Origin of the sequence: Rhizobium sp. AN73 (genome assembly GCF_030757975.1) — a bacterium.
In the GTDB taxonomy this organism is placed as follows: domain Bacteria; phylum Pseudomonadota; class Alphaproteobacteria; order Rhizobiales; family Rhizobiaceae; genus Agrobacterium; species Agrobacterium arsenijevicii.
In genome coordinates, this window is record NZ_JARWME010000002.1 from 2,745,626 (window position 1) to 2,768,631 (window position 23,006).

Below are 23,006 nucleotides of genomic sequence, written 5' to 3' on the forward strand. Positions count from 1 at the left end.
GGCCTTATTTCTTGCCGAAAGGCGATGCGCCGGTTTCGTCTTTGTCGTCCGGATTGTCGATCAGGCCGGCGGCCATCGGATCGATGAGAATACGTCTCGCTTCCAGATCGATTTCAAGCACGGCCGCCTCCGAAAAGGGAATGAGGGCGGGCCGGCGGCCGGCGCCTTTCAGCTCCAGAAGGTCACCCGCGCCGAAATCGTAAACGGCGCTGACAGCGCCATAGCTTTTGCCTTCGGCATCGACGGCTTCCAGCCCTTCGAGGTCGGCATAATAAAATTCGTCGTCGTCCAGCTCTTCATCCGGCAGATTGTCGCGCTCGATGAACAGTTCCAGCCCGTTCAGGCTTTCCGCCGCATTGCGGTCGTTGATGCCCCTGAAGCGGACGACGACGACATTCTTGCCCTCGCGAACTTCCAGAATTTCAAAGACGCGGCCGTCGGCGCTGACCAGATTGCCATAATCGCCGAGCGCCATCGGTTCGTCCGTATAGGTGCTGACACGGACTTCGCCGCGCAATCCCTGTGCGCCGCCGATCTTTGCCATGAGTATCGGGTTTTCCAGCTTTGCCATCGGGCCGTCCGTCTTCTGGTGTTGGTTGCGTCTGGTTTACAGCATCGGCGTGAAAATCGGAATCGATTTTCGCAAGGCGCGATGCGCAGATTCAACACGTTAGAGCACAGTTCCTGACGCTCTAAAGTTTGTTGATACCAAAATAAACAAAAAACGGGCGGCATGGAAAACCACGCCACCCGTTCTTTGAAGTTCTAATGCAGATTATTCTGCGGCAGAGGCTTCTGCTGCGGCAGCAGCTGCGTCTTCAGCCTTCTGCTTCTTTTCTGCAACGCGTTCCAGAGCGCGCTTGCCCGGCAGTGCCTTTTCCGGGTTGCTGCGAGCAGCGCGGTCGGCAAGGCCTGCCTCTGCGAGGAAGCGCAGAACGCGGTCGGTCGGCTGTGCGCCCTTGGCGATCCATTCCTTGATGAGGTCAGCCTTCAGCTCGATGCGCAGCGGGTTGTCCTTTGCGAGCATCGGGTTCCAGGAACCGACCTTCTCGAGGAAACGGCCGTCGCGGGGCGAACGGGCGTCAGCAACGACGATCTGGTAATACGGACGCTTCTTGGAACCACCGCGTGCGAGACGAATTTTAAGTGCCATGTTATTTACTCCTTGAGGTGCTTGTCCGCCGGTCAGGCGGTCTTTTCGTTACCGCCATGTTCGGCGGCTATTGCTTCATGATGCCGGATGACTTCCTTGATGACGAAGTTTAGAAACTTCTCGGCGAAATCCGGGTCCAGATTGGCATCCTTCGCCAGACGGCGAAGGCGTTCGATCTGGTATTCCTCGCGCGCCGGGTCCGCCGGCGGCAAATTGTATTTTGCCTTCAGCACGCCCACCGCCTTGGTACAGCGGAAACGTTCGGCAAGAATGTGAACCAGTGCGGCATCGATATTGTCGATCGACTGGCGGTATTCGGAAAGCTGGGTTTTCACTTCTGCGTTGTTCACTGGCGTCGCCCTCACTTCTTTTTCGGGAAGCCGGGCAGGCCCGGCATGCCGCCGAGACCCGGCAGCTTTGCCCCGCCCAAACCAGGCAATCCACCCGGCAGACCACCAAGACCGGGCATTGCGCCCGGCTTGCCAAGACCGGAGGCTTCAGCCTGTTTCTGAAGCGCTTCGAGCTGCTTCGGGTCGATGTTCGACAGGTCAGGCATGCCGCCGCCCATCATGCCACCAAGCCCCATCTTGCCCGCAAGGCCGCCCATCATCTGCTTCATGATGCCGCCCTTGCCCTTGCCGCCCATGGCTTTCATCATGTCGGCCATGCCGCGATGCATCTTCAACAGCTTGTTGATTTCAGCGGCGTCGGTACCGGAACCGGCGGCGATGCGCTTCTTGCGGCTATGTTTCAGAATATCGGGATTGGCGCGTTCCGCCTTGGTCATCGACGAGATGATGGCGATCTGGCGGTCGAACATCTTGTCGTTGAGGCCAGCGGAAGCCATCTTGTCCTTCATGCCGGCCATGCCGGGCATCAGCCCCATGATACCGCCCATGCCGCCCATCTTCTTCATCTGGGCAAGCTGGTCGGAGAGATCGTTGAGGTCGAACTTGCCCTTGGCCATCTTCTCGGCCATGGCGCGGGCTTTTTCCGCATCGATATTTTCGGCGGCCTTCTCGACGAGCGAGACGATGTCGCCCATGCCGAGAATACGGTCGGCGATACGGCGCGGATGGAACTCGTCGAGTTCGTTCATACGCTCGCCGATACCGATCAGCTTGATCGGCTTGCCGGTGACGGCGCGCATGGAAAGGGCAGCGCCGCCGCGTCCGTCGCCGTCCATACGGGTGAGCACGAGGCCGGTGATGCCGACGCGCTCATCGAAGTTGCGGGCGAGGTTGACGGCGTCCTGACCGGTCAGCGAATCCGCGACCAGCAGGATTTCGTGCGGGTTGGACTTCTTCTTGATGTCGGCCATTTCCAGCATCAAGGGTTCGTCGATGTGGGTGCGGCCGGCGGTGTCGAGAATGACGACGTCATGGCCGCCGAGTTTTGCGGCCTGCACGGCGCGCGCGGCGATATCGGTCGGCGACTGGCCGGCGATGACCGGCAGCGTATCCACGCCGGTCTGCACGCCGAGCTGGCGAAGCTGTTCCTGTGCGGCCGGACGACGCGTGTCGAGAGATGCCATCAGCACCTTCTTCTTGTCGCGGTCGGTCAGGCGCTTGGCGATCTTGCCTGTTGTCGTGGTCTTGCCCGAACCCTGCAGGCCCACCATCATGATGACGACGGGGGCGGCCGCATGCAGGTCGATCGAGACGCCTTCGGTGCCGAGCATTTCGACAAGTTCGTCATGCACGATCTTGACGACCATCTGGCCGGGCTTGATGGATTTCAGAACGGCTGCGCCGACAGCCTTTTCACGCACCTTGTCGGTGAAGGAACGCACGACTTCCAGCGCAACGTCCGCTTCCAGAAGCGCACGGCGAACCTCGCGCAGGGCGGCAGCAACATCAGCTTCCGTCAGCGCGCCACGGCCGGTCAGTCCATTCAGAATGGAACCAAGGCGGTCCTGGAGGTTTTCAAACATCGTTTCTTCCTTCTTCGTTCCGGGGTTTCCGAAACGTCGGTGCTTTCGCTGCCAAAAACAAGACGCAAAGCCAAAAAGCACCCGAGGGCGCATCGCGCTGTCGGGTGTTGACCTCCGGGATCTCTTTATACCTTTGCGGGTCCCGGTCGGCGGCTTGGAGTCGTGAAACTGCCAGCTGATTGGCGGCGATAAACAGGAAAGCGCTGCGAAAGTCAAGGCAGTACCGGTTTTCATGCGGCAAAGCGTGCCCTGTCATCTTTGCGTGATCGGCCGCAAGCCGCGATGGCAGTGCTTGAACGGCGTCGTTCGGCTTCCTATACCTTGTCCATGGAACGTCGAAACTTCTTTCGTTTTTCTGCGCTTGGCCTGCTTGCTCTTGCGGGTGGCGGCCTGTTTGCGCGCCGTTCGAACGCCAGCGTCTATTATAGCGGCCCGGTCTCCGATCATTTTGACGGGGTGCGTTTCTTCAATCCCGGCGGCTCACCGCCCGGCAATTTCATGGGCCTGTTGAAATGGCGCTTCAACGGCGAACGCGCCACATGGCCGGAAAACTACCCCAGCCCTTTTCCGCTCGCAAAGCCCGAACCCCGGGTCGACGGCAAGGATATTCGCGTTACCTTCGTCGGTCACGCCTCCTTTCTCATCCAGACAGCCGGGCTGAATATTCTCATCGATCCTGTGTGGTCGCAGCGCACCAGCCCGTTCAGCTTTGCCGGCCCCAAACGGGTCAATCCGCCCGGCATCCGTTTTGAGGATTTGCCGCCCATCGATTTGGTGCTGGTGACGCATAATCACTACGACCATCTGGACATGGAAACGCTGAAGCGCCTGCATGTCGCGCACAAGCCGCTTTTTGTCACACCGCTCGGCAATGATGCCATCATCCGCACGGGCGTCGAGGCGGCGCGCATCAAGGTGGGTGACTGGGGCGATGTCGTGGAGGCGGGTCCGGTCAAAATTCATTTCGAACCCTGCCATCACTGGTCCGCACGCGGCCTGAACGACCGGAGCATGGCGCTATGGGCCGCCTTCGTCATCGAAACGCCGGATGGCAAGATCTACCATATCGGCGACACCGGCTTTCACGACGGCCTCAATTATCAGGCTGCCCGTAAGAAGCATGGCGATTTCCGCCTCGCCAACCTGCCCTTCGGCGCCTACGAGCCGCGCTGGTTCATGAAGGGCCAGCACCAGAACCCGGCGGAAGCCGTGGAAGGCATGAAGATTTGCGGTGCCGCGCATGTCTGCGGCCACCATTGGGGCACGGTGCAGTTGACCGATGAAGCCGTGGATGCGCCTCTTGTCGCGCTGAAGGCAGCGCTTGCGGCGCAGGGAGTAGAGGAGAGCCGTTTCCGGCCGATGCGCCCCGGCGAGGTCTTCGACGTGCCTGTCGCCTGAGCGCTCACCGGTTTGCGCTGCAACAGTCTGGTAATTTACCGTCCTTTCCGCCATATAGGGCGAAAGCGCGGGGAAAACCCGTATATATTTCGGTTTTCAGACAATCTCAGGTTCAAGGCGATGGCGGATACGGTCGAATTTGCGAAGATGAACGGGCTTGGCAACAAGATCCTCGTTGTCGACATGCGCGGCCGCAAGGATATGGTGACGCCTTTGGCGGCAATCGCGCTCAATGCCGATCCAGCCACGCAGTTCGACCAGATCATGGCGATCCACGATCCGCGTGTCAGCGGAACTGATGCCTTCATCGATATTCTCAATTGCGATGGCACGAAGGCGCAGGCCTGCGGCAACGGCACGCGTTGCGTGGTGCAGGCGCTGTCTTCTGAAACCGGCAAGACCTCTTTCACCTTCCAGACGGTGGCGGGCATTCTCAACGCTGTCGAGCATGAAGACGGCATGATTTCCGTCGATATGGGCCTGCCGCGTTTCCGCTGGAGCGATATTCCGCTTTCGGAAGAATTCCACGATACGAGCCGCATCGAATTGCAGATCGGGCCGATCGATGCGCCGATCCTGCATTCGCCCGCCGTCATGTCGATGGGCAACCCGCACGCCATTTTCTGGGTGGATCGCGATCCGATGGATTTCGATCTGGAGCGGTTCGGGCCGCTTCTCGAAAACCACCCGATGTTCCCGGAAAAGGCCAATATCACGCTGGCGCAGGTTATTTCCGACAGTGCGCTTCGCACGCGCACCTGGGAGCGCGGCGCCGGGCTTACGCTTGCCTGCGGTTCCGCCGCCTGCGCCGCCGCCGTTTCCGCCGCCCGTACCGGCCGCACGGACAGGAAGGTCACCATCGATGTCGCCTCCAGCCCCGTGCGTGTGCCGCTGACCATCGACTGGCGCGAGGACAACCACGTCATCATGACCGGGCCGGCCGAATGGGAATGGTCCGGCATGGTCGATCCTGTCACCGGCGTCTGGTCGCGGGATGCGGCGGCCGAACAGGGGGCCGTATGAGCGGCGTCGAGGTCATAACCTTCGGCTGCCGTCTCAACACCTATGAATCGGAAGTGATGCGGGCGGAGGCCGAGAAGGCCGGGCTTAACAATGCCGTGCTGGTCAATACCTGCGCCGTGACGGGTGAGGCGGTGCGCCAGGCGCGCCAGGCCATCCGCCGGGCAAGGCGCGACAATCCGCATGCCCGCATCATCGTCACCGGCTGCGCCGCGCAGACGGAAAAACAGACCTTTGCCGAGATGCCCGAGGTGGATGCGGTGCTGGGCAATGAGGAAAAGCTGAAAAGCGCCTCCTATCGTGCGCTGCCGGATTTCGGCGTTTCGGCGGAAGAAAAGCTGCGCGTCAACGATATCATGAGCATCAAGGCAACCGCGCCGCAGATGGTCAAGCATATTGACGGGCATGTCCGTGCCTTCATTCAGGTGCAGAACGGCTGCGATCATCGCTGCACCTTCTGCATCATTCCCTATGGACGCGGCAATTCCCGTTCGGTGCCGATGGGAGCTGTGGTCGAGCAGGCGCGCAGGCTGGTGGAAAGCGGCTATTGCGAAATCGTGCTGACCGGCGTGGACGCCACCAGCTACGGTGCTGACCTGCCGGGCGAGCCTTCGCTTGGGTTTCTCGCCAAGACATTGTTGAAGCAGGTGCCGGAAATTTCAAGGCTCAGGCTGTCCTCCATCGATAGCATCGAGGCAGACAGCCATCTGATGGATCTGATTGCCGGTGAAGCGCGTTTCATGCCGCATCTGCATCTGTCTCTCCAGCATGGTGACGACATGATCCTGAAACGCATGAAACGCCGTCATTCACGGGCTGATGCTATTCGGTTCTGTCATGAGGTGCGGTCGCTGAGGCCGGACATCGCCTTTGGCGCGGATATGATCGCCGGTTTTCCGACCGAGACGGAAGAGATGTTCGAAAACGCTGCGACGCTGGCGGAAGAATGCGGCATTTCCAGCCTGCATGTGTTTCCCTACAGCCCGCGCGCCGGCACGCCCGCTGCGCGTATGCCGCAGCTTGATCGGGCTTTGGTGAAGGATCGGGCGGCAAGGCTTCGCAAGCGCGGTGAGACGCTCAGGCTCGCGCATCTGCAAAACATGGTCGGCTCGGTGCAGACGATCCTCGTCGAAAACACCGGTTTTGCGCATACCGACAATTTCACGCTGGTGGAGGCGCCGCATCTTGCGCCGCGCACTCTTGCGCAGGTTGCGATTACCGGCCACAACGGCAAACATCTGAACATGAAGCTTCTGTCGGCGGACGCTGCCTGAAGCGGCACAGGAAAAGACACGGAAACGACCATGGCCCTCGGCTTCATCAAAAAAGTCTTTTCGTTCGGCAAGGATAAGGCCGGGACGGACGACAGCGCCAAGGAAAACGCCTCTTTCGACGAGGCGCTGAGCGAAGCCGAAGCACATCCCATCATCGAGAAGGACCCGGTTTCCGAACTGGAAATCGAGACGGCGGGCGGGCCGGCTCCGGACCTCGATGCGACCCTTTCCGACGACCAGGAGGAAGAAGACGCGCCGCTACTGCCCGGTGCCGAGCTTGCCGGCGATATCGGTGTTGTTCCGCTGTCGCTGTTGCAGGCCGAAGCTGCTGCCGAAGAACAGGCCGAGGTTTTACCGGAAGCGGCAGAGGCCGTACTCGACGCAGATGCGATGGATGCGCTGCTCGATGAGGCGGAGGCCGCGCGTACTGTCGAACCCTCTGAGGCTCCGCCCATCTTGCCGAAGGGTTTTTCATCGGCAAGTGAACGCGAAGAGCCTGTTGCCGAAGCACCGCAGCCGAAGCTCAGCTGGTTTCAGCGTCTGCGCGCCGGGCTTGCGCGCACATCCTCGCAGCTGACCAACCAGATTTCGGCGCTGTTCACCAAACGCAAGCTGGATGAGGATACGCTCGACGAGCTTGAAGATCTTCTCATCCAGTCGGATCTGGGTGTCGAGACCGCCATGCGTATCACCGGCGCCCTGTCTTCGGAGCGTTATGGTAAGGATGTCAGCGGCGAGGACGTAGCGCGCATCATGGCGGGCGAGATCACCAAGGTCCTGAAGCCCGTCGCCAAACCGCTGGAACTTGATCTTTCACACAAGCCACACGTCATTCTCGTTGTGGGTGTGAACGGCACCGGCAAAACGACGACAATCGGCAAGCTAGCCTCAAAGCTTTCCGGCTCGGGCCTCAAGGTGATGCTTGCGGCTGGCGATACGTTCCGTGCAGCGGCAATCGAGCAGCTTAAGATCTGGGCGGATCGCACCGGTTCGCAATTCATCGGCACCAAACTCGGCGCGGATGCGTCGGGTCTAGCCTACGACGCCTATGAGCAGGCGCGGGCGCAAAAAAGTGACGTGCTCATCATCGATACCGCCGGCCGTCTGCAGAACAAGACGGAGTTGATGGCGGAGCTGGAAAAGATCGTGCGGGTACTCGGCAAGCTCGATCCGGATGCGCCGCATACCGTGCTTCAGACGCTGGATGCGACGACCGGGCAGAACGCCTTGAACCAAGTGGAAATATTCCGCAATGTTGCGGGCGTTTCGGGCCTGATTATGACAAAATTGGATGGCACGGCGCGGGGCGGTATCCTCGTTGCCATCGCCGCCAAACACAAGCTGCCGGTTTATTTCATCGGTGTGGGTGAAGGTGTGGACGATCTGGAGCCCTTCGAGGCGGAAGATTTCGCCAAGGCCATTGCGGGAGTTTGAGTATGGATATCGAAAGCAATTCCAAGGAAAGCGAAAAGATGGTGGCGGAAATCAGCCCGCTCCTGAAATTCGTGCTCGAGCTTGGCCCGCTTATGGTGTTCTTTTTCGCCAATTCCCGCGGCGAATGGCTGGCGTCGACTTTTCCGGTGCTGACGGAGTTCGGTGGACCGATCTTCATCGCCACCGGCCTGTTCATGATCGCAACCGCGACTGCGCTCACCGTTTCATGGATGTTGACACGCAAGCTACCGATCATGCCGCTGATATCAGGCATCGTGGTTTTCGTGTTTGGCGCGCTGACGCTGTGGTTGCAGAACGACACCTTCATCAAGATGAAGCCGACCATCGTCAATGCACTGTTCGGCGTCATCCTGCTGGGCGGCCTGTTCTTTGGTCAGTCGCTGCTCGGTTATGTCTTCAATTCGGCCTTCAGACTGAACGATGAGGGCTGGCGCAAGTTGACGCTGCGCTGGGGTGTATTTTTCCTCTTCCTCGCGGTGCTGAACGAGGTGGTCTGGCGCATGTTCTCCACCGACGCATGGGTTGCCTTCAAGGTGTGGGGCACGATGCCGATCACCATCATCTTCACCATGGCGCAAATGCCGCTCGTCATGCGTCATTCGCTAGAGCCGCTCAACAAGGACGAAAAATGACAGTTGCGGAGATGTCGGCTTCCCGTTCGCGCTCGCTCAAATGGTTCGGTGTGGCCGCCGGGCTACTTCTCCTGCAGATCGTCATTCTTTATGCCATGGGCCGCATTCCCATTTGCGAATGCGGTTATGTGAAGCTGTTCGAGCCGGGTGTGAACACGCCGGGCAATTCACAACATCTGGCGGACTGGTACACGCCTTCGCATATCATCCATGGCTTCCTGTTTTACTGGTTCGCGTGGCTGCTGTTTCGCAAAAAGCCGCTTTCCATGCGGCTTTCTTTCGCGGTTCTGATAGAGGCGGCGTGGGAAATCCTCGAAAACTCGCCGCTCATCATCGATCGCTACCGCACCGCGACCATGGCGCTGGGTTATACCGGTGACAGCATCCTGAACTCGGCGATGGATACGGTTTTCATGGCGCTGGGTTTCCTGTTCGCCGCCCGCGTGCCGGTTTGGCTGACGGTTTTGATTGCCATCTTCTTTGAAATTTTCACCGGCTGGCTGATCCGCGATAATCTGACGCTGAACGTGGTGATGCTGGTATGGCCCGTCGAGGCAATCAAGGAATGGCAGAACGCGCTCCCGCAAATGTGAACATGCCTGCCGGTATCTGGGCAGGCAAGGCGCATAAAGTCCGTTGCATATGCAAGTTTTCTTAATGGCATTGGGGTAGTCTTCGGGTTCAGAAGCTTGTCTCCCCACCCGGCAGAACACTGTGCAAGATAATTTCGCCTATCTTCTCCCTTTCATCATGCTGACATTCGGTGTGGTGTTCCTGTTCCTGCAAAGGATCGGCCATGCCTCGGCGCGGTATTGGGGTATTGGATATCTTGCGGCGGCGTTTGGTTTTGCGGCACCTCTGGTGCTCGGCGGTCTGCCCTTCGAAGTGCAGGCGATCGTCTCGAACCTGTTGTTCTTCTCTGCCTTTTTTCTCTACGGCCATGCGCTGCTCATCCATTTCGGGCGGCCGCTTTATACGAGGGTGCGGCTGTCGATCGTGCTTGCCGCGATTTTGCTGGTCTCGTTTCACGTTCTCATCACACCGGATCTGAAACGCGAACTCGTCATCGGCGATGTCGTCTGCGCCCTGCTGCTCGCCTTTCCGGTTCTGGTCGTGCGAAAGCGGCCCATCGCCCTTGCCGACAGGCTGATGGTGGCGATCGCGTTGCTGGTGGTGCTTGAAACGCTGGTGCGGGTCACCGTTCTGCTGGTGATGACGCCAAGCGGTTCGATGGTGGAACTCAGCGAGTTCTTCGAGTCGGACTACGCATTTTACATGCAGGTTGCCGCGAGCATATTCGGCTTCCTGCTTGCGCTATCCGTACTTGCAAGCCAGATTTCCGTGACTGTCGACCGGCACCTGCAAGCGGCTGAGCACGATCCGCTGACGGATGTGCTGAACCGTCGCGGGTTCGACCGACGCGTTCCCGATTTTCGCAGCGAGACACCTGATGGTGCTGTGATTGCCTGCGACATAGACCATTTCAAGCGTATCAACGATGTTTATGGCCACGCCGCCGGCGATATCGTTCTCATCGGCCTTTCAGATCTTCTCAGGAAAAGCGCACCTCAAGACGCTCTGGTGGCGCGTTTCGGCGGCGAGGAATTCGTGGTTTTCCTGCCCGGCCACACGGCTGCCGCGGCCGGTCACCTTGCCAATGGCATGCGTTTGAACCTCCTGTCACAGGATTGGCGCAGCTGGGGCGTGGCCACCAAGGTCACTGCGAGCTTCGGCGTCTCAGCCGTCGCGAGGGGAGATCATTCCATTCACGATACGATCAAACGCGCCGACGACAGTCTTTATGCGGCAAAGCGGGGCGGCCGAGATCAGGTCGTGCTTGAAGGCATACGTTTGCAGGCGACAGCCGAAGGGCCGTCGCTCAGGGTAATTTCCAAGGGATAATGCCTTTCGGCGCGCAGGTTATTTTCCGGCTGCGGCGGTGATTGCCGGCAGCAGATCACGCTCGACGCTGCGGGCATCAAAGGGGCCGACCTTTTTATAAAGGATCGTGCCGTCGGCGCCGACAAGATAACTTTCGGGAATGCCGTAGACGCCCCAGTCGATCGCGGCCTTGCCGTTCGGATCTACACCTATTGCAGCAAAGGGATTGCCGAGTTCGCCGAGAAAGCGAAGCGCGTTGTCCTGGCCGTCCTTGTAATTGATGCCAACGACGGTAATGCGGTTGTCTTTCGCCAGTTCCTGAAGGATGGGGTGTTCCTGACGGCAGGGAATGCACCAGGAGGCGAAGACGTTCACCAGCGTCAGCTTGCCCTTGATGGCGGCATCCGTTAGCGCTGGCAGGTTCGAGCCTTCAAGCGGCGGCAGAGACAATGCGGGTGCCTTGGTGCCGATGAGTGCTGACGGAATGGCGCTGATATCCAGCCCGTTGACATCCTGATCGTAGAGCATCTTGCCGGCGATGAGGGCGAAGCCGCCAAAAAGCAGCAGCGGCAGCAGCGCCAGTGCATATCGTGCGCGACCCGTCGCTTTGGCCTTGGTGTTCTGGTCGTGGTCGGTTTGCGTCATCGGGCGTCACCTGCGGAGCCGGCCTTCCTCCTGCGGCGCACGCCGGAGGCTTCCAGTTCCTTCAGTTCCCGTTTGCGCGCCTGACCATCGAGGATGACCCAGGCGATGAGACAGAGGACAACAAGGCCGGTCGCCGCATAGGACATGCCGATATAAAAGGCGTGTGTCATGGCCTCATGCCTCCCGGTTTGCCATGCGGGCGGCAAGCCGCCGCTGCGCGGCCACACGTCGGCGCCAGATTTCGTTGCGCATGGCGGCGATGTGCAATGTGAAGAACAGCAGGGTGAAGCCGATCGCCATGGTCAGAAGTGGCCAGAGAAACTCCGCATCGATGGCCGAGCCGCCCATGCGGATGACGCTTGCCGGCTGATGCAGCGTGTTCCACCACTCCACCGAAAATTTGATGATGGGAATATTGACGAAACCGACAAGGATCAGCACGGCGCTGACGCGGGCGGCTCTGGAAGGATCGTCCATGGCCCGGTTGAGCGCGATCAGCCCGAGATACATCAGGAAGAGGACGAAGACGGAGGTCAGCCGTGCGTCCCACACCCACCAGGTTCCCCACATGGGTTTACCCCAGAGCGAGCCGGTGACCAGTGCGATCAGCGTGAAGGCGGCGCCGATGGGTGCGGCAGCCTTGTGGCTGACATCCGCAAGCGGATGACGCCAGACGAGCGTGCCAATCGCCGAGACGGCCATGACCGTATAACACATCATCGAAAGCCAGGCGGAAGGAACGTGCACATACATGATGCGAACGGTGTAGCCCTGCTGATAATCGCCCTCTGTCGTGAAAGACAGGTAGAGACCGGCGGCCAGCACCAGCGCCGTTATGACCGCAAGCCAGGGCAGAATACGTGCCGCCAGCGCCAGAAATCGCGTGGGATTGGCGAGATCGCTGAATTTGGTGATGTTGAAAGTCTGCTCGTTCATGCCGTTTGTGTAACCCGAGAATGGCCGCCCCGCAATTGATCCCTGTCAATGGTAGATCGGCAATCGCGGTTTCATCAATCCATAACATTGCGCAACGCCAAAGCGGCGAAGAAAGGACCGGTCACGGCTGAAAATAACGTGATCGCGCAGAGAATGAGGAATGGCGGCAGAAAAGGTGCCGGGTCCTGCACCGCCGCATAGGAAGCGCTGACACCGAAGATTAGGACCGGAATGGCCAGCGGCAGGACGAGGATGGAGACCAACAGGCCGCCGCGCGGCAGAGCGACGGCGACAGCGGCTCCTACCGCGCCGATGAAGGTAATGGCGGGCGATCCGACCAGCAGCGTCAGCATCACGGCGCCGATCGCCACCTCGTCCATGTTCATGAATAGGCCGATGAGCGGCGAGGCGATGACCAGCGGCAGGCCGGTCCCCACCCAATGCGCCAGGCATTTGACGAGTACCGTCAGCACCAGCGGGTTTTCCTGCATGAGTATGAGGTCGAGCGAGCCGTCTTCGCGCTCGGCCTGAAACAGCCGGTCGAGGCCGAGAAGGGCGGAAAGAAGCGCGCCGATCCAGACGATGGCCGGGCCGATGCGCGCAAGCAGGTTGAGATCAGGCCCGACACCGAAGGGGATGACGGCCACCACGGTCATGAAAAACAGCACGCCGATCAACGCACCGCCGCCGGCGCGGATGGAGAGTTTGATGTCTCGGAGGAAGAGGGCGGTCATTGGGGTTGCTCCGCGTCTGAGGTTTTACCCCCTCTGCCCTGCCGGGCATCTCCCCCTCAAGGGGGGAGATCGATCTGCGGCAAAGTTTCGCCCATCTCGAAGCCCGAGAATGAAGTGATGGGAAAGCCTCTTGCCGATCTCCCCCTTGAGGGGGGAGATGCCCGGCAGGGCAGAGGGGGTATGTCCCGCGTACATACCCATCATGCCCAAGCCTCCACACCCGCAAACCCCGTCATCTGCAATTCCCGAGCATTCTCAAGCCCCAAAGGCTGGTGGGTTGCTGCAATGACGATGCCGCCGCCGGACAGGTGGTTCTTGACGAGATCGGTAAACATGTGATCCGCGGCCTTGTCGAGCGCCGCGGTCGGCTCGTCGAGAATCCACACCGGCCGCCATGCGATCAAAAGCTTCGCCATGGCAAAACGCCGTTGCTGGCCCGCGGACAGATAACCGAAAGGCAGATGGGTGATGCCCGCAAGGCCGACGATCTCCGCTGCCTCATCGATGCCCACCCCGGTGCCGCCGGAAAAATCACCGAGAAAGTCTTTCCAGAACCTGAGGTTCTCCGAAACGGTCAATTCCGTTTTCATCGCATTGCGATGGCCGAGATAATGGCAGGCCTCCGACGGGCGCATGTCCGGCTCTATTCCTTCGCCGGCTATCTCTACCCATCCCTGTTCGGGACGCAACAGGCCAGCCACCGTGCGCAGGAGCGTGGATTTTCCAGAGCCGTTGCGGCCGGTCAGCACCAGCGCTTCGCCGTCGCTTAACTTGAAGGAAATATTCATGAATATGAAATCTTCGCCGCGCCGCACGCCAAGATTTTCCGCCGTCAAATCCATGCCGCGGTTCCGTGTAAGATTTTCATCGTCTCGATCATAAAAAATCGATTAGGGTCATTGAATGGTCTGGCACGTTTCTCCGAAATTATCTATATGGGTGTCAACCACGCCAGCGGCCGGCGTGAACATCATCTTGCGCCGGACTTGAATGTTACGAGGAGTAACTTTCACGTGCGGACAGCGGAAATGGTCGTACCCGCATCCTGATGTGCATGAGTGCATAGGTGTCTGCACGTACGTGTTGGCTATCAGAGTAAGCGGGGTTTTTAACCATGCCCAAATCACTCGACAGTTTCCATTGTCGTTCCGTCCTTACCGTTGACGGTAAGGATTACGTCTATTTCAGCCTTCCCAAAGCTGAAGCCAACGGCCTGAAGGGCGTTTCCAAGCTGCCCTATTCCATGAAGGTTCTCCTGGAAAACCTGCTTCGCTTCGAGGACGGCCAGTCCGTCACCAAGGAGCACATTCTGGCCGTTGCCGAATGGCTTGATAATAAGGGCCTGACCGAAAACGAAATCGCTTATCGCCCCGCCCGCGTTCTCATGCAGGATTTCACCGGGGTTCCGGCCGTGGTCGATCTCGCCGCCATGCGCGACGCCATGGTGTCGCTCGGCGGCGATCCGGAAAAGATCAATCCGCTCGTTCCCGTCGACCTCGTGATCGACCACTCGGTCATCGTCGACGAATTTGGCACGCCGACCGCGTTTGCCCGCAACGTCGAGCTTGAATATGAGCGCAACGGCGAGCGTTACCGCTTCCTGAAGTGGGGCCAGCAGGCGTTCAAGAACTTCCGCGTGGTTCCGCCCGGCACCGGCATCTGTCACCAGGTCAACCTCGAATATCTCGGCCAGACCGTCTGGACGAAGGAAGAGGACGGCGAAACGATCGCTTACCCGGATACCTGCGTTGGCACAGACAGCCACACCACCATGATCAACGGTCTTGGCGTTCTCGGCTGGGGCGTTGGCGGTATCGAGGCTGAAGCGGCCATGCTCGGCCAGCCGGTGTCCATGCTTCTGCCTGAGGTCATCGGCTTCAAGCTGACCGGCAAGGTGAAGGAAGGCGTAACCGCGACCGACCTCGTGCTGACCGTGGTGCAGATGCTGCGCAAGAAGGGTGTGGTTTCCAAGTTCGTCGAATTCTTCGGCCCCGGCCTCGATTCGATGACGCTGGCCGACCGTGCGACCATCGGCAACATGGGTCCGGAATATGGCGCAACCTGCGGCTTCTTCCCGGTTGACGGCGAAACCATCAACTATCTGACCATGTCCGGCCGCGCCAAGGATCGCATCGCGCTGGTCGAAGCCTATTCGAAGGCGCAGGACATGTGGCGCACCGGCGACGGTTCCGACCTCGTCTTCACCGACACGCTGGAACTCGACCTTGGCGACGTCGTGCCGTCCATGGCCGGTCCGAAGCGTCCGGAGGGTCGCCTGCCGCTCGAAACCATTGCGCCGAATTTCGCAACGGCGCTCGAAAACGACTACAAGAAGCCCGGCCAGCTCCACAGCCGCTACGCGGTTGAGGGCGAGGATTTCGATCTCGGCCATGGCGATGTGGCGATAGCTGCCATCACCTCCTGCACCAATACTTCCAACCCCTCGGTTCTCATCGCCGCCGGCCTTCTTGCCCGCAATGCGGTTGCCAAGGGTCTGAAATCCCAGCCGTGGGTAAAGACCTCTCTGGCACCGGGATCACAGGTCGTTGCCGAATATCTCGCCAAATCGGGTCTTCAGAAGGATCTCGACGCGATCGGCTTCAATCTCGTTGGTTTCGGCTGCACGACCTGCATCGGCAACTCCGGCCCGCTGCCGCCGCCGATCTCCAAGACGATCAACGACAAGGGCCTGATCACGGCCGGTGTCCTCTCGGGCAACCGCAACTTCGAAGGCCGTATCTCGCCGGACGTTCAGGCGAACTATCTGGCCTCTCCGCCGCTCGTCGTGGCTTACGCCCTTGCCGGTACGGTCCAGAAGGACCTGACAAAGGAGCCGATTGGCGACGACCAAAACGGCAACCCCGTCTACCTCAAGGATATCTGGCCGACCTCGCAGGAAATCCAGGAATTCATCCTGAAATACGTCACCCGCGAACTTTACGAATCGAAGTATGCTGACGTCTTCAAGGGTGACGCGAACTGGCAGGCGGTTCAGGTTCCTCCGGGCCAGACCTATGCCTGGGACGACAAGTCGACCTATGTTCAGAACCCGCCTTACTTCGTGGGCATGGGCAAGACCGGTACGGGCCTCAAGAACATCAAGGGCGCCCGCGTTCTCGGTCTCTTCGGCGACAAGATCACCACCGACCATATTTCTCCGGCCGGTTCGATCAAGGCTGCCTCGCCGGCAGGTGCGTATCTCACGGAGAACGGCGTCGCCGTTGCCGACTTCAACCAGTACGGCACGCGTCGCGGCAACCATGAAGTGATGATGCGCGGTACCTTCGCCAACATCCGCATCCGCAACCACATGCTCGGCCCGAACGGCAAGGAAGGTGGCTACACCATCCACTATCCGTCCAAGGAAGAGATGTCGATCTATGACGCCGCCATGAAGTACAAGGCGGAGGGCGTTCCGCTGGTCATCTTCGCCGGTGTGGAATACGGCAACGGTTCCTCCCGCGATTGGGCAGCGAAGGGTACCAACCTGCTTGGCGTCAAGGCGGTCATCGCACAGTCTTTCGAGCGCATCCACCGCTCTAACCTCGTCGGCATGGGCGTCGTTCCCTTCGTCTTCGAGGAAGGCACGACCTGGGCGAGCCTCGATCTTAAGGGTGACGAAATCGTCGAGATCGATGGTCTCGACGGCGAAATCAAGCCGCGCGAAAAGAAGATCGCCAAGATCACTTACAGCGACGGTTCGGTTAAGGAAGTCCCGCTTCTGTGCCGCATCGATACGCTGGATGAAGTGATTTACATGAACAATGGCGGCATTCTGCAGACCGTTCTTCGCGATCTGGTCGCCTGAGAAAGCTTAAACCAATAAAAGACGCCGGGAAAAATCCCGGCGTCTTTCCGTTTCATCACCTCTTTTTTTGTGATTGCCACTCACCCCTTCGTGACTTTCTATTGAAGTGGAATAGACGTTATTTTCCGGATTGCATCCGGTTGGGTTGATCGCATCAATTCGTCCGGATATCTGGTCTGGACAAAGGTTCTTGTAATGCCGCTGAAATTGCCCCTGTCGATATGTCTTCTCGGCACGCTCCTCGTCACATCCGCGCATGCGCAGGAGGCTGTGAAGGGCGTTGTCGAGTTGTTTACGTCGCAGGGATGCGCGTCCTGCCCGCCGGCGGACGAGGCGCTCCGCAAGATGATCCAGAAGGGCGATGTCGTCGGTCTCTCTTACCATGTCGACTACTGGAATTATCTGGGCTGGACGGATTCGCTAGCATCGAAGGAAAATACCGAACGGCAATATGGTTACATGCGCGCTCTCGGCCGTAACGGGGTCTATACGCCGCAAGCCATCCTGAACGGTCGCGATCACGTCAAGGGCGCCGATGTGCGCGGCATCTACGACAGGCTCGATGCTTTCAAGCGCGAGGGGCAGGGGCTGAACGTGCCGGTCTCGTCGAAGTTTGCCGGAAACGAGGTAGAGATCGATATCGGCGCCGGCAACGGCAGGGCCGACGTCGTGGTTGCCTATTTCACGCGCGAACAGACGGTGGATGTGCAGAAGGGCGATAACCAGGGGAAAAAAATGTCCTACTGGCACAGCGTCTATGACGTGCAGACTGTCGGCATGTGGGATGGTTCACCGATGACCGTGAAGCTTCCGGCGAGCGTGGTGGCAAAGGTGAAAAAGGGCGGCTGCGCCGTGCTGTTGCAGACGGCCAATGCCAGCGGCGATCCGGCGGCAATCGTCGGCGCAAGTATTTTACTGGGGAATGACACGCCCTAATCGCCTCACTGGCGATGGAAGATCCGATCCGGGCATTGGGGGCTGGGGGTAAAGGGTCAATGCACCGGACCGGGTCATCTTGGTGCCTAGGCATCAATTGACAATAGGACTATTCCACCCAATTCGGGCCATGGTTTGACCGAAATACGGCAGGCCATGCTAAAACGGCTGCCTAAATGGTTACCATTTTTTACCCCTGCTTTTATCGCAGGCAGCGTCTGCAGGGGCGTTGACGGGTGTTATTCTGCGCCGCAGCCGCCAGGTTTAAAGGCCGCCAAACCCTCCGCCAAAATCCAGATCTCGCGCTCAAGGGCCTTGCGAGGCTTGCAATTTTGTCTTCTCCGGCTCACATTAATTGGAAGACTTGGGTGGAATCGGAGGTATTGGATGACCGATCAACCGGATGTGCAGCAGGTGCAGACCGCTTCACGCGACAGTTCCACCGTTGTCGATCTCCGCGAATACAAAAAAGACAAAGACCCTCTGCCAATCACCTTTCACCGGCGCGAGCTGGATGCGATTTTGCGCATCTATGGCCGCATGGTGGGAGAGGGCGAGTGGCGCGATTACGCCATCGACCACCTGAGGGAAAAGGCGGTATTTTCAGTCTTTAAACGCTCGGGCGAAATGCCGCTCTACAGGATCGAGAAGAACCCCAAGCTGGCTGCGAAACAGGGCGCCTTTTGCGTGGTGAATACGGATGGCCGCATTCTCAAGCGCGGCCACGAACTGCCGCAGGTTCTGAAGGTCTTCGACAAGGTCCTGAAGCTGATCGAGTGAGCTTCAGAGGGGCGGGTTACCCGTTGCCGTGGGATGTGGGCGAGCGGGCCGAGAGGCGATCAGGTTTCGAATGTTGGTCAATAAAAAAGGCGGCCGAAGGGCCGCCTTTTGCGTATTTGCCTGTCGGGCTCCTGCCCTTACTTGTCACGGTTACCCATGAACTGCAGGAGGAACATGAACAGGTTGATGAAGTCGAGATAGAGCGTCAGCGCACCCATGATCGCCTTGCGGCCGGCCACGGCAACTTCGTCGCCATCGAAATACATTTCCTTGATCTTCTGCGTGTCGTAGGCGGTCAGGCCTGCGAAGATCAGCACGCCGATTGCGGAGATTGCGAACTGCAGCGCGGAAGAGGCGAGGAAAATGTTGACGATGGACGCGATGATGAGGCCGAACAGACCCATGATCAGGAACGAGCCAAGACCGGAGAGGTTCTTCTTCGTCGTGTAACCGTAAAGCGAGAGCGCGCCGAACGAGGCAGCGGTCACGAAGAAGGTCTGTACGACGCTCTGGCCGGTATAGACCAGAAAGATCGAGGACAGAGACACACCCATCAGCGCCGCATAGACCCAGAAGGTCATCTGGGCGGCGGAAACGCTCATGTTCTGGATACGGAAGCTAAGAAAGAACACCAGTCCGAGCGGTGCGAGCATGACGACCCAGCGCAGCGGCGACGCATAGAGCAACTGGGCGAAAGCCGGGTTGGTGGTCGCGAGCGTAAAGGTCGCAAACGCAGCAACGCCGGTGATGACCAGAGCCAGCGCCATCAGGTTGTAAACCTTGAGCATGTAGGCGCGAAGACCTTCATCGATCATCGCACCAGTCTGTGCACGGGTCTGCGCCATGCGGTTCTGGTAGTTATTGAAGTCAGCCATTGTTTCCTCTTTTGAGCTCCGTAATTGCTACGGTGTCGGGATACCTCCCGGGCGCCGCTGCGGAGCTTCAGCAAGCCTGCCCAAGAATATGATGGCAGAACGTGTCCGATACAAGGCCTTTTGCTGCTGAAAAGACACCATATGCGCGAAAAGCGCTCACGTTTCGGCGATCATTACAAAGAATTAATCGTTAAAGTTAAGCAGCGCACAACCGAAGATTATTCACCCGCCTGCCGCAAAACCGGAGCGGCCTTCTGGCCTAGAATACGCCAGGTGCCGATGAGGCCGATACTCACCGTCATGACGAGGGCGACGATGACCGTGCCAATCGCCACATCCGGCAGGAAACTGGAGGGCAGCTTCATGATGCGGGAAATCACGAACCATGCGGAAACGCCGCCGGCGAAAAGTGCGAAAACGGCGGTGGCGAGACCAAGCATCATATACTCGTAGGAAAAGGCGCGGATGAGCAGGCTTCGCGTGCCGCCCAGCGTTTTCAGGATGACCGCGTCGTGGGTGCGGGCGCGGTTTCCAGCGGCAAGCGCGCCGGCGAGAACGAGGACGGAGGCTATCAGGGCAACGGCGGCGGCAGCGCGGATGGCGGTGGCAAGCTGGCCGACCAGCCGGTTGACGACATCGAGCGCATCTTTCACGCGCACGCTTGTTATCGTCGGGTAGGCGTTGGTGACGGCGCGCAATATCTGGCCTTCCTCGCTTGCGGATGCGGAAGGATCGGCGAGTGTGGCCAGCCAGGCGTGCGGTGCTCCGCGGAAGGTATTTGGCGAAAACACCATGACGAAATTGATCGACAGCGATTCCCATTCGACATTGCGCAGATTGGCGATCTTCGCCGTGATGCTGCGGCCGAGCACGTTGACGGTGACGGTGTCGCCGATCTTCAGGCCCAGATCCTGTGCCTCTTTCGCGGCGAAGGATACCAGCGGCTCGCCGCTGTAATCCTGTCCCCACCATGCTCCTTCCGTCAGCGTCGCGTTTTCGGGAACATCCTGCGAATAGGTTATGCCCCGGTCGCCGCGCAGCAGCCAGCGCCCGGATGGTGGCACCTCCTTCTTCGCCACGTCCTCACCGTTGAGCGCCAGAATGCGCCCGCGCAGCATCGGCACCTCGGTCAGCGTGCCCCCAGGTGCTTCCTGTTTGAGAAGATCACGGAAGCCCTGCAGCTCACTGCCCTGAATATCCACGAAAAAGAAATTCGGTGCTCGTTCAGGCAGGCTGTCGGTCAGTTCGCGACGTAGATTGCCGTCGATCAGCGTCAGCGTCACGAGCAGGGTCAGGCCAAGGCCGAGCGAAAGAACGACCGAAGGTGTGAGCGCGCCCGGCCGGTGAATATTGCCGATCGCCAGCCGAAGTGCGGCGGAATGAACGCGCGGACTACGTTTGGCGATGGCCTTGACGCCCGATGCGACGAGCCGCAGTACCACGAAGGCAAAAGCGATGGCGGCAAGGAAAACCGAGGCGATGAAACGGTCTTCTGCCGAAAAGATGGCGAGAACGGCCAGTGCAGCCAAAAGCAAAGCTGTTGCAGCGAGATAGGGCCAGGAGGGCCAGCTGCCTTCTTCGAAGCCCTGCTCGCGGAATAGCGCGGTTGCCGGAACCTCACGCGCCTGACCGAGAGGCACGATGGCGAAGGCAAGCGTCGTCAAAAGGCCGAACAGCGCGGCAAGACCAAGCGCTGCGGGGTAGAAGGCAAGCTCTTTCGGCACCGGAAGCACGCCCTCCAGAAACCGCATGGCGATCAGCGGGGCGATGGCGCCAACCGCAAGGCCGATGACGATGCCGACGACGGCGATGAAGGCGATCTGGAACAGATAGGTCATGGTGACCACGGAAGCCGGTGCGCCCAGGCATTTCAGCGAGGCGATCGTGGTGCGCTTGGAATCGAGAAAGGCGCGAACGGCGTTCGCAACACCAACGCCGCCAACGATGAGGGCGGTCAGGCCTACCAGCGTTAAGAATTGCGAGAAGCGGTTGACGTTTTCGGTGAGCGAGGGAGCCGCTCGGTCACTGGTGCGGATGGACCAGCCGGCATCGGGAAATGCCTTGTTGGCCGCATCGGTCATCGTTGCCCGTGCCGAAGGATCGTTCAGCCTGATCTTGTAGGCGTGTTCGACCAGACTTCCGTTCTGAACGAGACCCGAGGCGAATAGAGCGTCGCGGCTGACCATCAGCCTTGGGGCAAAACCGAAACCGTCGGACAGCGCATCCGGTTCGTCAACCACGGTGCCGGTCAGTTTCAGCTTCACATTGCCGAGCAGGATTTCATCGCCGACCTTGACGCCGAGCCGTTCCAGCAACAGCGGTGCTGCAATGGCGCCGTAGGTGTCGCCGGATCCAGTCAGCAGTTCGGTCAGCGGCCGGTTGGGATCTGCCAAGAAGGTGCCATAGAGCGGATAGAAGCCGTCGACGGCTTTCACTTCCGTCAGGGTCTGTTCGGAGCCGTCGGCGAGGCGGGCCATGGAGCGCAGCCCGGTGGAAACCGCGATCTTGCCGAGGCCGTCGAGATAGGCTCGCTCTTCTTGCGTCGCCTCCCTGTTGCGCAGTTCGAAACGTACATCGCCCGCCAGAATGGACTGGCCTTCCGTAGCAATGGCGCTGGTGACAGCGCGGGACACGGAATTGACGGCAGCGATGGCGCCGGTTCCAAGCGCGATGCAGGCGAGGAAAATGTAAAAGCCCCGCAGCCCGCCGCGAATTTCGCGCCGCGCGAGCCTCGATGCATTCCTGATATTGGCAAGAGACGGAAGAATGGAGCCGATCATGCCGATACCGCCCGGGCTATATGGGCAGTGGCGCTGTCCCCCTCAATTTCACCGGAGCGGACCTTGATCTGCCGCGAGCAGCGGGCGGCCAGTGACGGATCATGGGTGACGAGGATCATCGTCATGCCGCGTTCGGCCTGTTTCGCAAAAAGAAGATCAGCGATCTGCCTGCCGGTGTCGGTATCGAGATTGCCGGTTGGTTCATCGGCGATCAGCACGGCGGGTGAGGGTGCAAGCGCACGGGCGATCGCGACACGTTGCTGTTCACCGCCGGAGAGCTGGCCGGGATAATGATTGAGGCGTTCGCCAAGACCGACGGCGACGAGTTCGCGGGTGGCGATCTCGAAGGGGTTCGGTACGTTGGCCAGTTCCAGCGGAACGGCGACGTTTTCCAGCGCCGTCATATTGGCGATCAGGTGGAAGGACTGGAAAACGATGCCGATATTCTTGCCGCGAAAATCCGCGAGAGCATCCTCTCCGAGCTTGTGCAATTCCGTTCCCGCTATGACGATCTCGCCGCTATCGAGCCTCTCGAGGCCGGCAAGCACCATCAGAAGCGTCGATTTTCCCGAGCCGGAAGGGCCGACAATGCCGACCGCCTCGCTTTCGCCGATGGCAAGATCGATGTTCTTGAGAACGTGAACGGAGGCGGCGGCGTTGCCGAGCGTGAGGTCGGCTTTCTTCAGCTCTATGATGCTTTTCGTCACAATTCTCGTTCCTATATATGATGAAAACAGTCTGGCGGTGTCGATGCGGTCGGTATTTC

General features: G+C 59.5%; 22 protein-coding genes. 10 read left to right on the forward strand and 12 right to left on the reverse strand.

Annotated elements, in window-relative coordinates; all coding sequences use genetic code 11:
* Positions 1-4 precede the first annotated feature (4 nt).
* The 4 genes from rimM to ffh all read right to left on the reverse strand — a co-directional run bounded on the left by rimM (position 5) and on the right by ffh (position 3,086).
* Positions 5-571, reverse strand: a complete 567-nt coding sequence (gene rimM / locus RBH10_RS23310) for a ribosome maturation factor RimM (protein ID WP_281038267.1) — start codon at positions 569-571, stop codon at positions 5-7.
* A gap of 204 nt (positions 572-775) precedes the next feature.
* The gene (gene rpsP, locus RBH10_RS23315; protein WP_045020213.1) at positions 776-1,153 is read right to left on the reverse strand and encodes a 30S ribosomal protein S16; all 378 of its coding nucleotides are present in this window, start codon (positions 1,151-1,153) and stop codon (positions 776-778) included.
* A 32-nt stretch (positions 1,154-1,185) separates the two neighbouring features.
* Positions 1,186-1,503: a chorismate mutase gene (locus RBH10_RS23320; RefSeq protein WP_045020211.1), complete on the reverse strand. Its 318-nt coding sequence runs from the start codon at positions 1,501-1,503 to the stop codon at positions 1,186-1,188.
* Positions 1,504-1,514: 11 nt separating this feature from the next.
* A complete protein-coding gene (gene ffh / locus RBH10_RS23325) occupies positions 1,515-3,086 on the reverse strand; it encodes a signal recognition particle protein (RefSeq protein WP_281038266.1) in 1,572 nt (523 codons plus the stop codon).
* Positions 3,087-3,368: 282 nt separating this feature from the next.
* On the opposite strand from ffh, the gene RBH10_RS23330 reads away from it, so the two are divergent.
* The 7 genes from RBH10_RS23330 to RBH10_RS23360 all read left to right on the forward strand — a co-directional run bounded on the left by RBH10_RS23330 (position 3,369) and on the right by RBH10_RS23360 (position 10,767).
* Entirely contained in the window at positions 3,369-4,484 is a 1,116-nt protein-coding gene (locus tag RBH10_RS23330) for an MBL fold metallo-hydrolase (protein ID WP_281038265.1), read from the forward strand.
* A gap of 120 nt (positions 4,485-4,604) precedes the next feature.
* Positions 4,605-5,507: a diaminopimelate epimerase gene (dapF, locus tag RBH10_RS23335; RefSeq protein WP_281038264.1), complete on the forward strand. Its 903-nt coding sequence runs from the start codon at positions 4,605-4,607 to the stop codon at positions 5,505-5,507.
* Entirely contained in the window at positions 5,504-6,778 is a 1,275-nt protein-coding gene (mtaB, locus tag RBH10_RS23340) for a tRNA (N(6)-L-threonylcarbamoyladenosine(37)-C(2))-methylthiotransferase MtaB (protein ID WP_281038263.1), read from the forward strand. Before dapF ends, mtaB begins: the two co-directional genes overlap by 4 nt.
* A gap of 30 nt (positions 6,779-6,808) precedes the next feature.
* Positions 6,809-8,212: a signal recognition particle-docking protein FtsY gene (gene ftsY / locus RBH10_RS23345; protein WP_281038262.1), complete on the forward strand. Its 1,404-nt coding sequence runs from the start codon at positions 6,809-6,811 to the stop codon at positions 8,210-8,212.
* 2 nt (positions 8,213-8,214) lie between these two features.
* Positions 8,215-8,865 carry a septation protein A gene (locus RBH10_RS23350; RefSeq protein WP_045020200.1) on the forward strand — a complete coding sequence of 217 codons (651 nt, stop codon included), beginning with the start codon at positions 8,215-8,217 and terminating at the stop codon, positions 8,863-8,865.
* A complete protein-coding gene (locus RBH10_RS23355) occupies positions 8,862-9,458 on the forward strand; it encodes a DUF2585 domain-containing protein (protein ID WP_281038261.1) in 597 nt (198 codons plus the stop codon). Before RBH10_RS23350 ends, RBH10_RS23355 begins: the two co-directional genes overlap by 4 nt.
* 121 nt (positions 9,459-9,579) lie before the next feature.
* Positions 9,580-10,767 carry a diguanylate cyclase gene (locus RBH10_RS23360; protein ID WP_281038260.1) on the forward strand — a complete coding sequence of 396 codons (1,188 nt, stop codon included), beginning with the start codon at positions 9,580-9,582 and terminating at the stop codon, positions 10,765-10,767.
* Positions 10,768-10,785: 18 nt separating this feature from the next.
* On the opposite strand, the gene RBH10_RS23365 is transcribed toward RBH10_RS23360, so the two are convergent.
* The 5 genes from RBH10_RS23365 to ccmA form a co-directional block, all read right to left on the reverse strand.
* The gene (locus tag RBH10_RS23365; RefSeq protein ID WP_281038259.1) at positions 10,786-11,391 is read right to left on the reverse strand and encodes a DsbE family thiol:disulfide interchange protein; all 606 of its coding nucleotides are present in this window, start codon (positions 11,389-11,391) and stop codon (positions 10,786-10,788) included.
* Entirely contained in the window at positions 11,388-11,561 is a 174-nt protein-coding gene (gene ccmD, locus RBH10_RS23370; protein WP_281038258.1) for a heme exporter protein CcmD, read from the reverse strand. The genes RBH10_RS23365 and ccmD overlap by 4 nt, the downstream gene beginning before the upstream one ends.
* Positions 11,562-11,565: 4 nt before the next feature.
* Positions 11,566-12,327, reverse strand: coding sequence for a heme ABC transporter permease (locus RBH10_RS23375; RefSeq protein WP_281038257.1), 762 nt, complete (start codon positions 12,325-12,327; stop codon positions 11,566-11,568).
* Positions 12,328-12,401: 74 nt separating this feature from the next.
* Positions 12,402-13,061, reverse strand: coding sequence for a heme exporter protein CcmB (gene ccmB, locus RBH10_RS23380; RefSeq protein WP_281038256.1), 660 nt, complete (start codon positions 13,059-13,061; stop codon positions 12,402-12,404).
* A 200-nt stretch (positions 13,062-13,261) separates the two neighbouring features.
* A complete protein-coding gene (gene ccmA / locus RBH10_RS23385) occupies positions 13,262-13,903 on the reverse strand; it encodes a heme ABC exporter ATP-binding protein CcmA (protein WP_281038255.1) in 642 nt (213 codons plus the stop codon).
* Between the two features lie 272 nt (positions 13,904-14,175).
* On the opposite strand from ccmA, the gene acnA reads away from it, so the two are divergent.
* From acnA to RBH10_RS23400, 3 genes are all read left to right on the forward strand, one after another.
* Positions 14,176-16,869 (forward strand): aconitate hydratase AcnA, encoded by a 2,694-nt coding sequence (gene acnA, locus RBH10_RS23390; protein WP_281038254.1) that lies wholly within the window; start codon positions 14,176-14,178, stop codon positions 16,867-16,869.
* A gap of 195 nt (positions 16,870-17,064) precedes the next feature.
* On the forward strand, positions 17,065-17,805 hold the full coding sequence (locus tag RBH10_RS23395) for a thioredoxin family protein (protein WP_281038253.1): 741 nt from the start codon (positions 17,065-17,067) through the stop codon (positions 17,803-17,805).
* A 387-nt stretch (positions 17,806-18,192) separates the two neighbouring features.
* On the forward strand, positions 18,193-18,585 hold the full coding sequence (locus tag RBH10_RS23400; protein WP_045021293.1) for a DUF2794 domain-containing protein: 393 nt from the start codon (positions 18,193-18,195) through the stop codon (positions 18,583-18,585).
* Positions 18,586-18,722: 137 nt separating this feature from the next.
* Here the strand turns inward: RBH10_RS23400 and RBH10_RS23405 are convergent, their stop codons facing one another.
* The 3 genes from RBH10_RS23405 to RBH10_RS23415 form a co-directional block, all read right to left on the reverse strand.
* Positions 18,723-19,460, reverse strand: coding sequence for a Bax inhibitor-1/YccA family protein (locus RBH10_RS23405; protein WP_045021292.1), 738 nt, complete (start codon positions 19,458-19,460; stop codon positions 18,723-18,725).
* A gap of 218 nt (positions 19,461-19,678) precedes the next feature.
* The gene (locus tag RBH10_RS23410) at positions 19,679-22,240 is read right to left on the reverse strand and encodes an ABC transporter permease (protein ID WP_281038252.1); all 2,562 of its coding nucleotides are present in this window, start codon (positions 22,238-22,240) and stop codon (positions 19,679-19,681) included.
* The gene (locus RBH10_RS23415; RefSeq protein WP_281038251.1) at positions 22,237-22,947 is read right to left on the reverse strand and encodes an ABC transporter ATP-binding protein; all 711 of its coding nucleotides are present in this window, start codon (positions 22,945-22,947) and stop codon (positions 22,237-22,239) included. The genes RBH10_RS23410 and RBH10_RS23415 overlap by 4 nt, the downstream gene beginning before the upstream one ends.
* Positions 22,948-23,006: the final 59 nt, after the last annotated feature.

Bases quoted from the DNA above. Each gene is read 5' to 3' on its own strand.
- rimM (WP_281038267.1), bottom strand. From the start codon at position 571: ATGGCAAAGCTGGAAAACCCGATACTCATGGCAAAGATCGGCGGCGCA.
- rpsP (WP_045020213.1), bottom strand. From the start codon at position 1,153: ATGGCACTTAAAATTCGTCTCGCACGCGGTGGTTCCAAGAAGCGTCCG.
- ffh (WP_281038266.1), bottom strand. From the start codon at position 3,086: ATGTTTGAAAACCTCCAGGACCGCCTTGGTTCCATTCTGAATGGACTG.
- RBH10_RS23330 (WP_281038265.1), top strand. From the start codon at position 3,369: ATGGCAGTGCTTGAACGGCGTCGTTCGGCTTCCTATACCTTGTCCATG.
- dapF (WP_281038264.1), top strand. From the start codon at position 4,605: ATGGCGGATACGGTCGAATTTGCGAAGATGAACGGGCTTGGCAACAAG.
- mtaB (WP_281038263.1), top strand. From the start codon at position 5,504: ATGAGCGGCGTCGAGGTCATAACCTTCGGCTGCCGTCTCAACACCTAT.
- ftsY (WP_281038262.1), top strand. From the start codon at position 6,809: ATGGCCCTCGGCTTCATCAAAAAAGTCTTTTCGTTCGGCAAGGATAAG.
- RBH10_RS23350 (WP_045020200.1), top strand. From the start codon at position 8,215: ATGGATATCGAAAGCAATTCCAAGGAAAGCGAAAAGATGGTGGCGGAA.
- RBH10_RS23355 (WP_281038261.1), top strand. From the start codon at position 8,862: ATGACAGTTGCGGAGATGTCGGCTTCCCGTTCGCGCTCGCTCAAATGG.
- RBH10_RS23365 (WP_281038259.1), bottom strand. From the start codon at position 11,391: ATGACGCAAACCGACCACGACCAGAACACCAAGGCCAAAGCGACGGGT.
- ccmD (WP_281038258.1), bottom strand. From the start codon at position 11,561: ATGACACACGCCTTTTATATCGGCATGTCCTATGCGGCGACCGGCCTT.
- RBH10_RS23375 (WP_281038257.1), bottom strand. From the start codon at position 12,327: ATGAACGAGCAGACTTTCAACATCACCAAATTCAGCGATCTCGCCAAT.
- ccmB (WP_281038256.1), bottom strand. From the start codon at position 13,061: ATGACCGCCCTCTTCCTCCGAGACATCAAACTCTCCATCCGCGCCGGC.
- ccmA (WP_281038255.1), bottom strand. From the start codon at position 13,903: ATGGATTTGACGGCGGAAAATCTTGGCGTGCGGCGCGGCGAAGATTTC.
- acnA (WP_281038254.1), top strand. From the start codon at position 14,176: ATGCCCAAATCACTCGACAGTTTCCATTGTCGTTCCGTCCTTACCGTT.
- RBH10_RS23395 (WP_281038253.1), top strand. From the start codon at position 17,065: ATGCCGCTGAAATTGCCCCTGTCGATATGTCTTCTCGGCACGCTCCTC.
- RBH10_RS23400 (WP_045021293.1), top strand. From the start codon at position 18,193: ATGACCGATCAACCGGATGTGCAGCAGGTGCAGACCGCTTCACGCGAC.
- RBH10_RS23405 (WP_045021292.1), bottom strand. From the start codon at position 19,460: ATGGCTGACTTCAATAACTACCAGAACCGCATGGCGCAGACCCGTGCA.
- RBH10_RS23410 (WP_281038252.1), bottom strand. From the start codon at position 22,240: ATGATCGGCTCCATTCTTCCGTCTCTTGCCAATATCAGGAATGCATCG.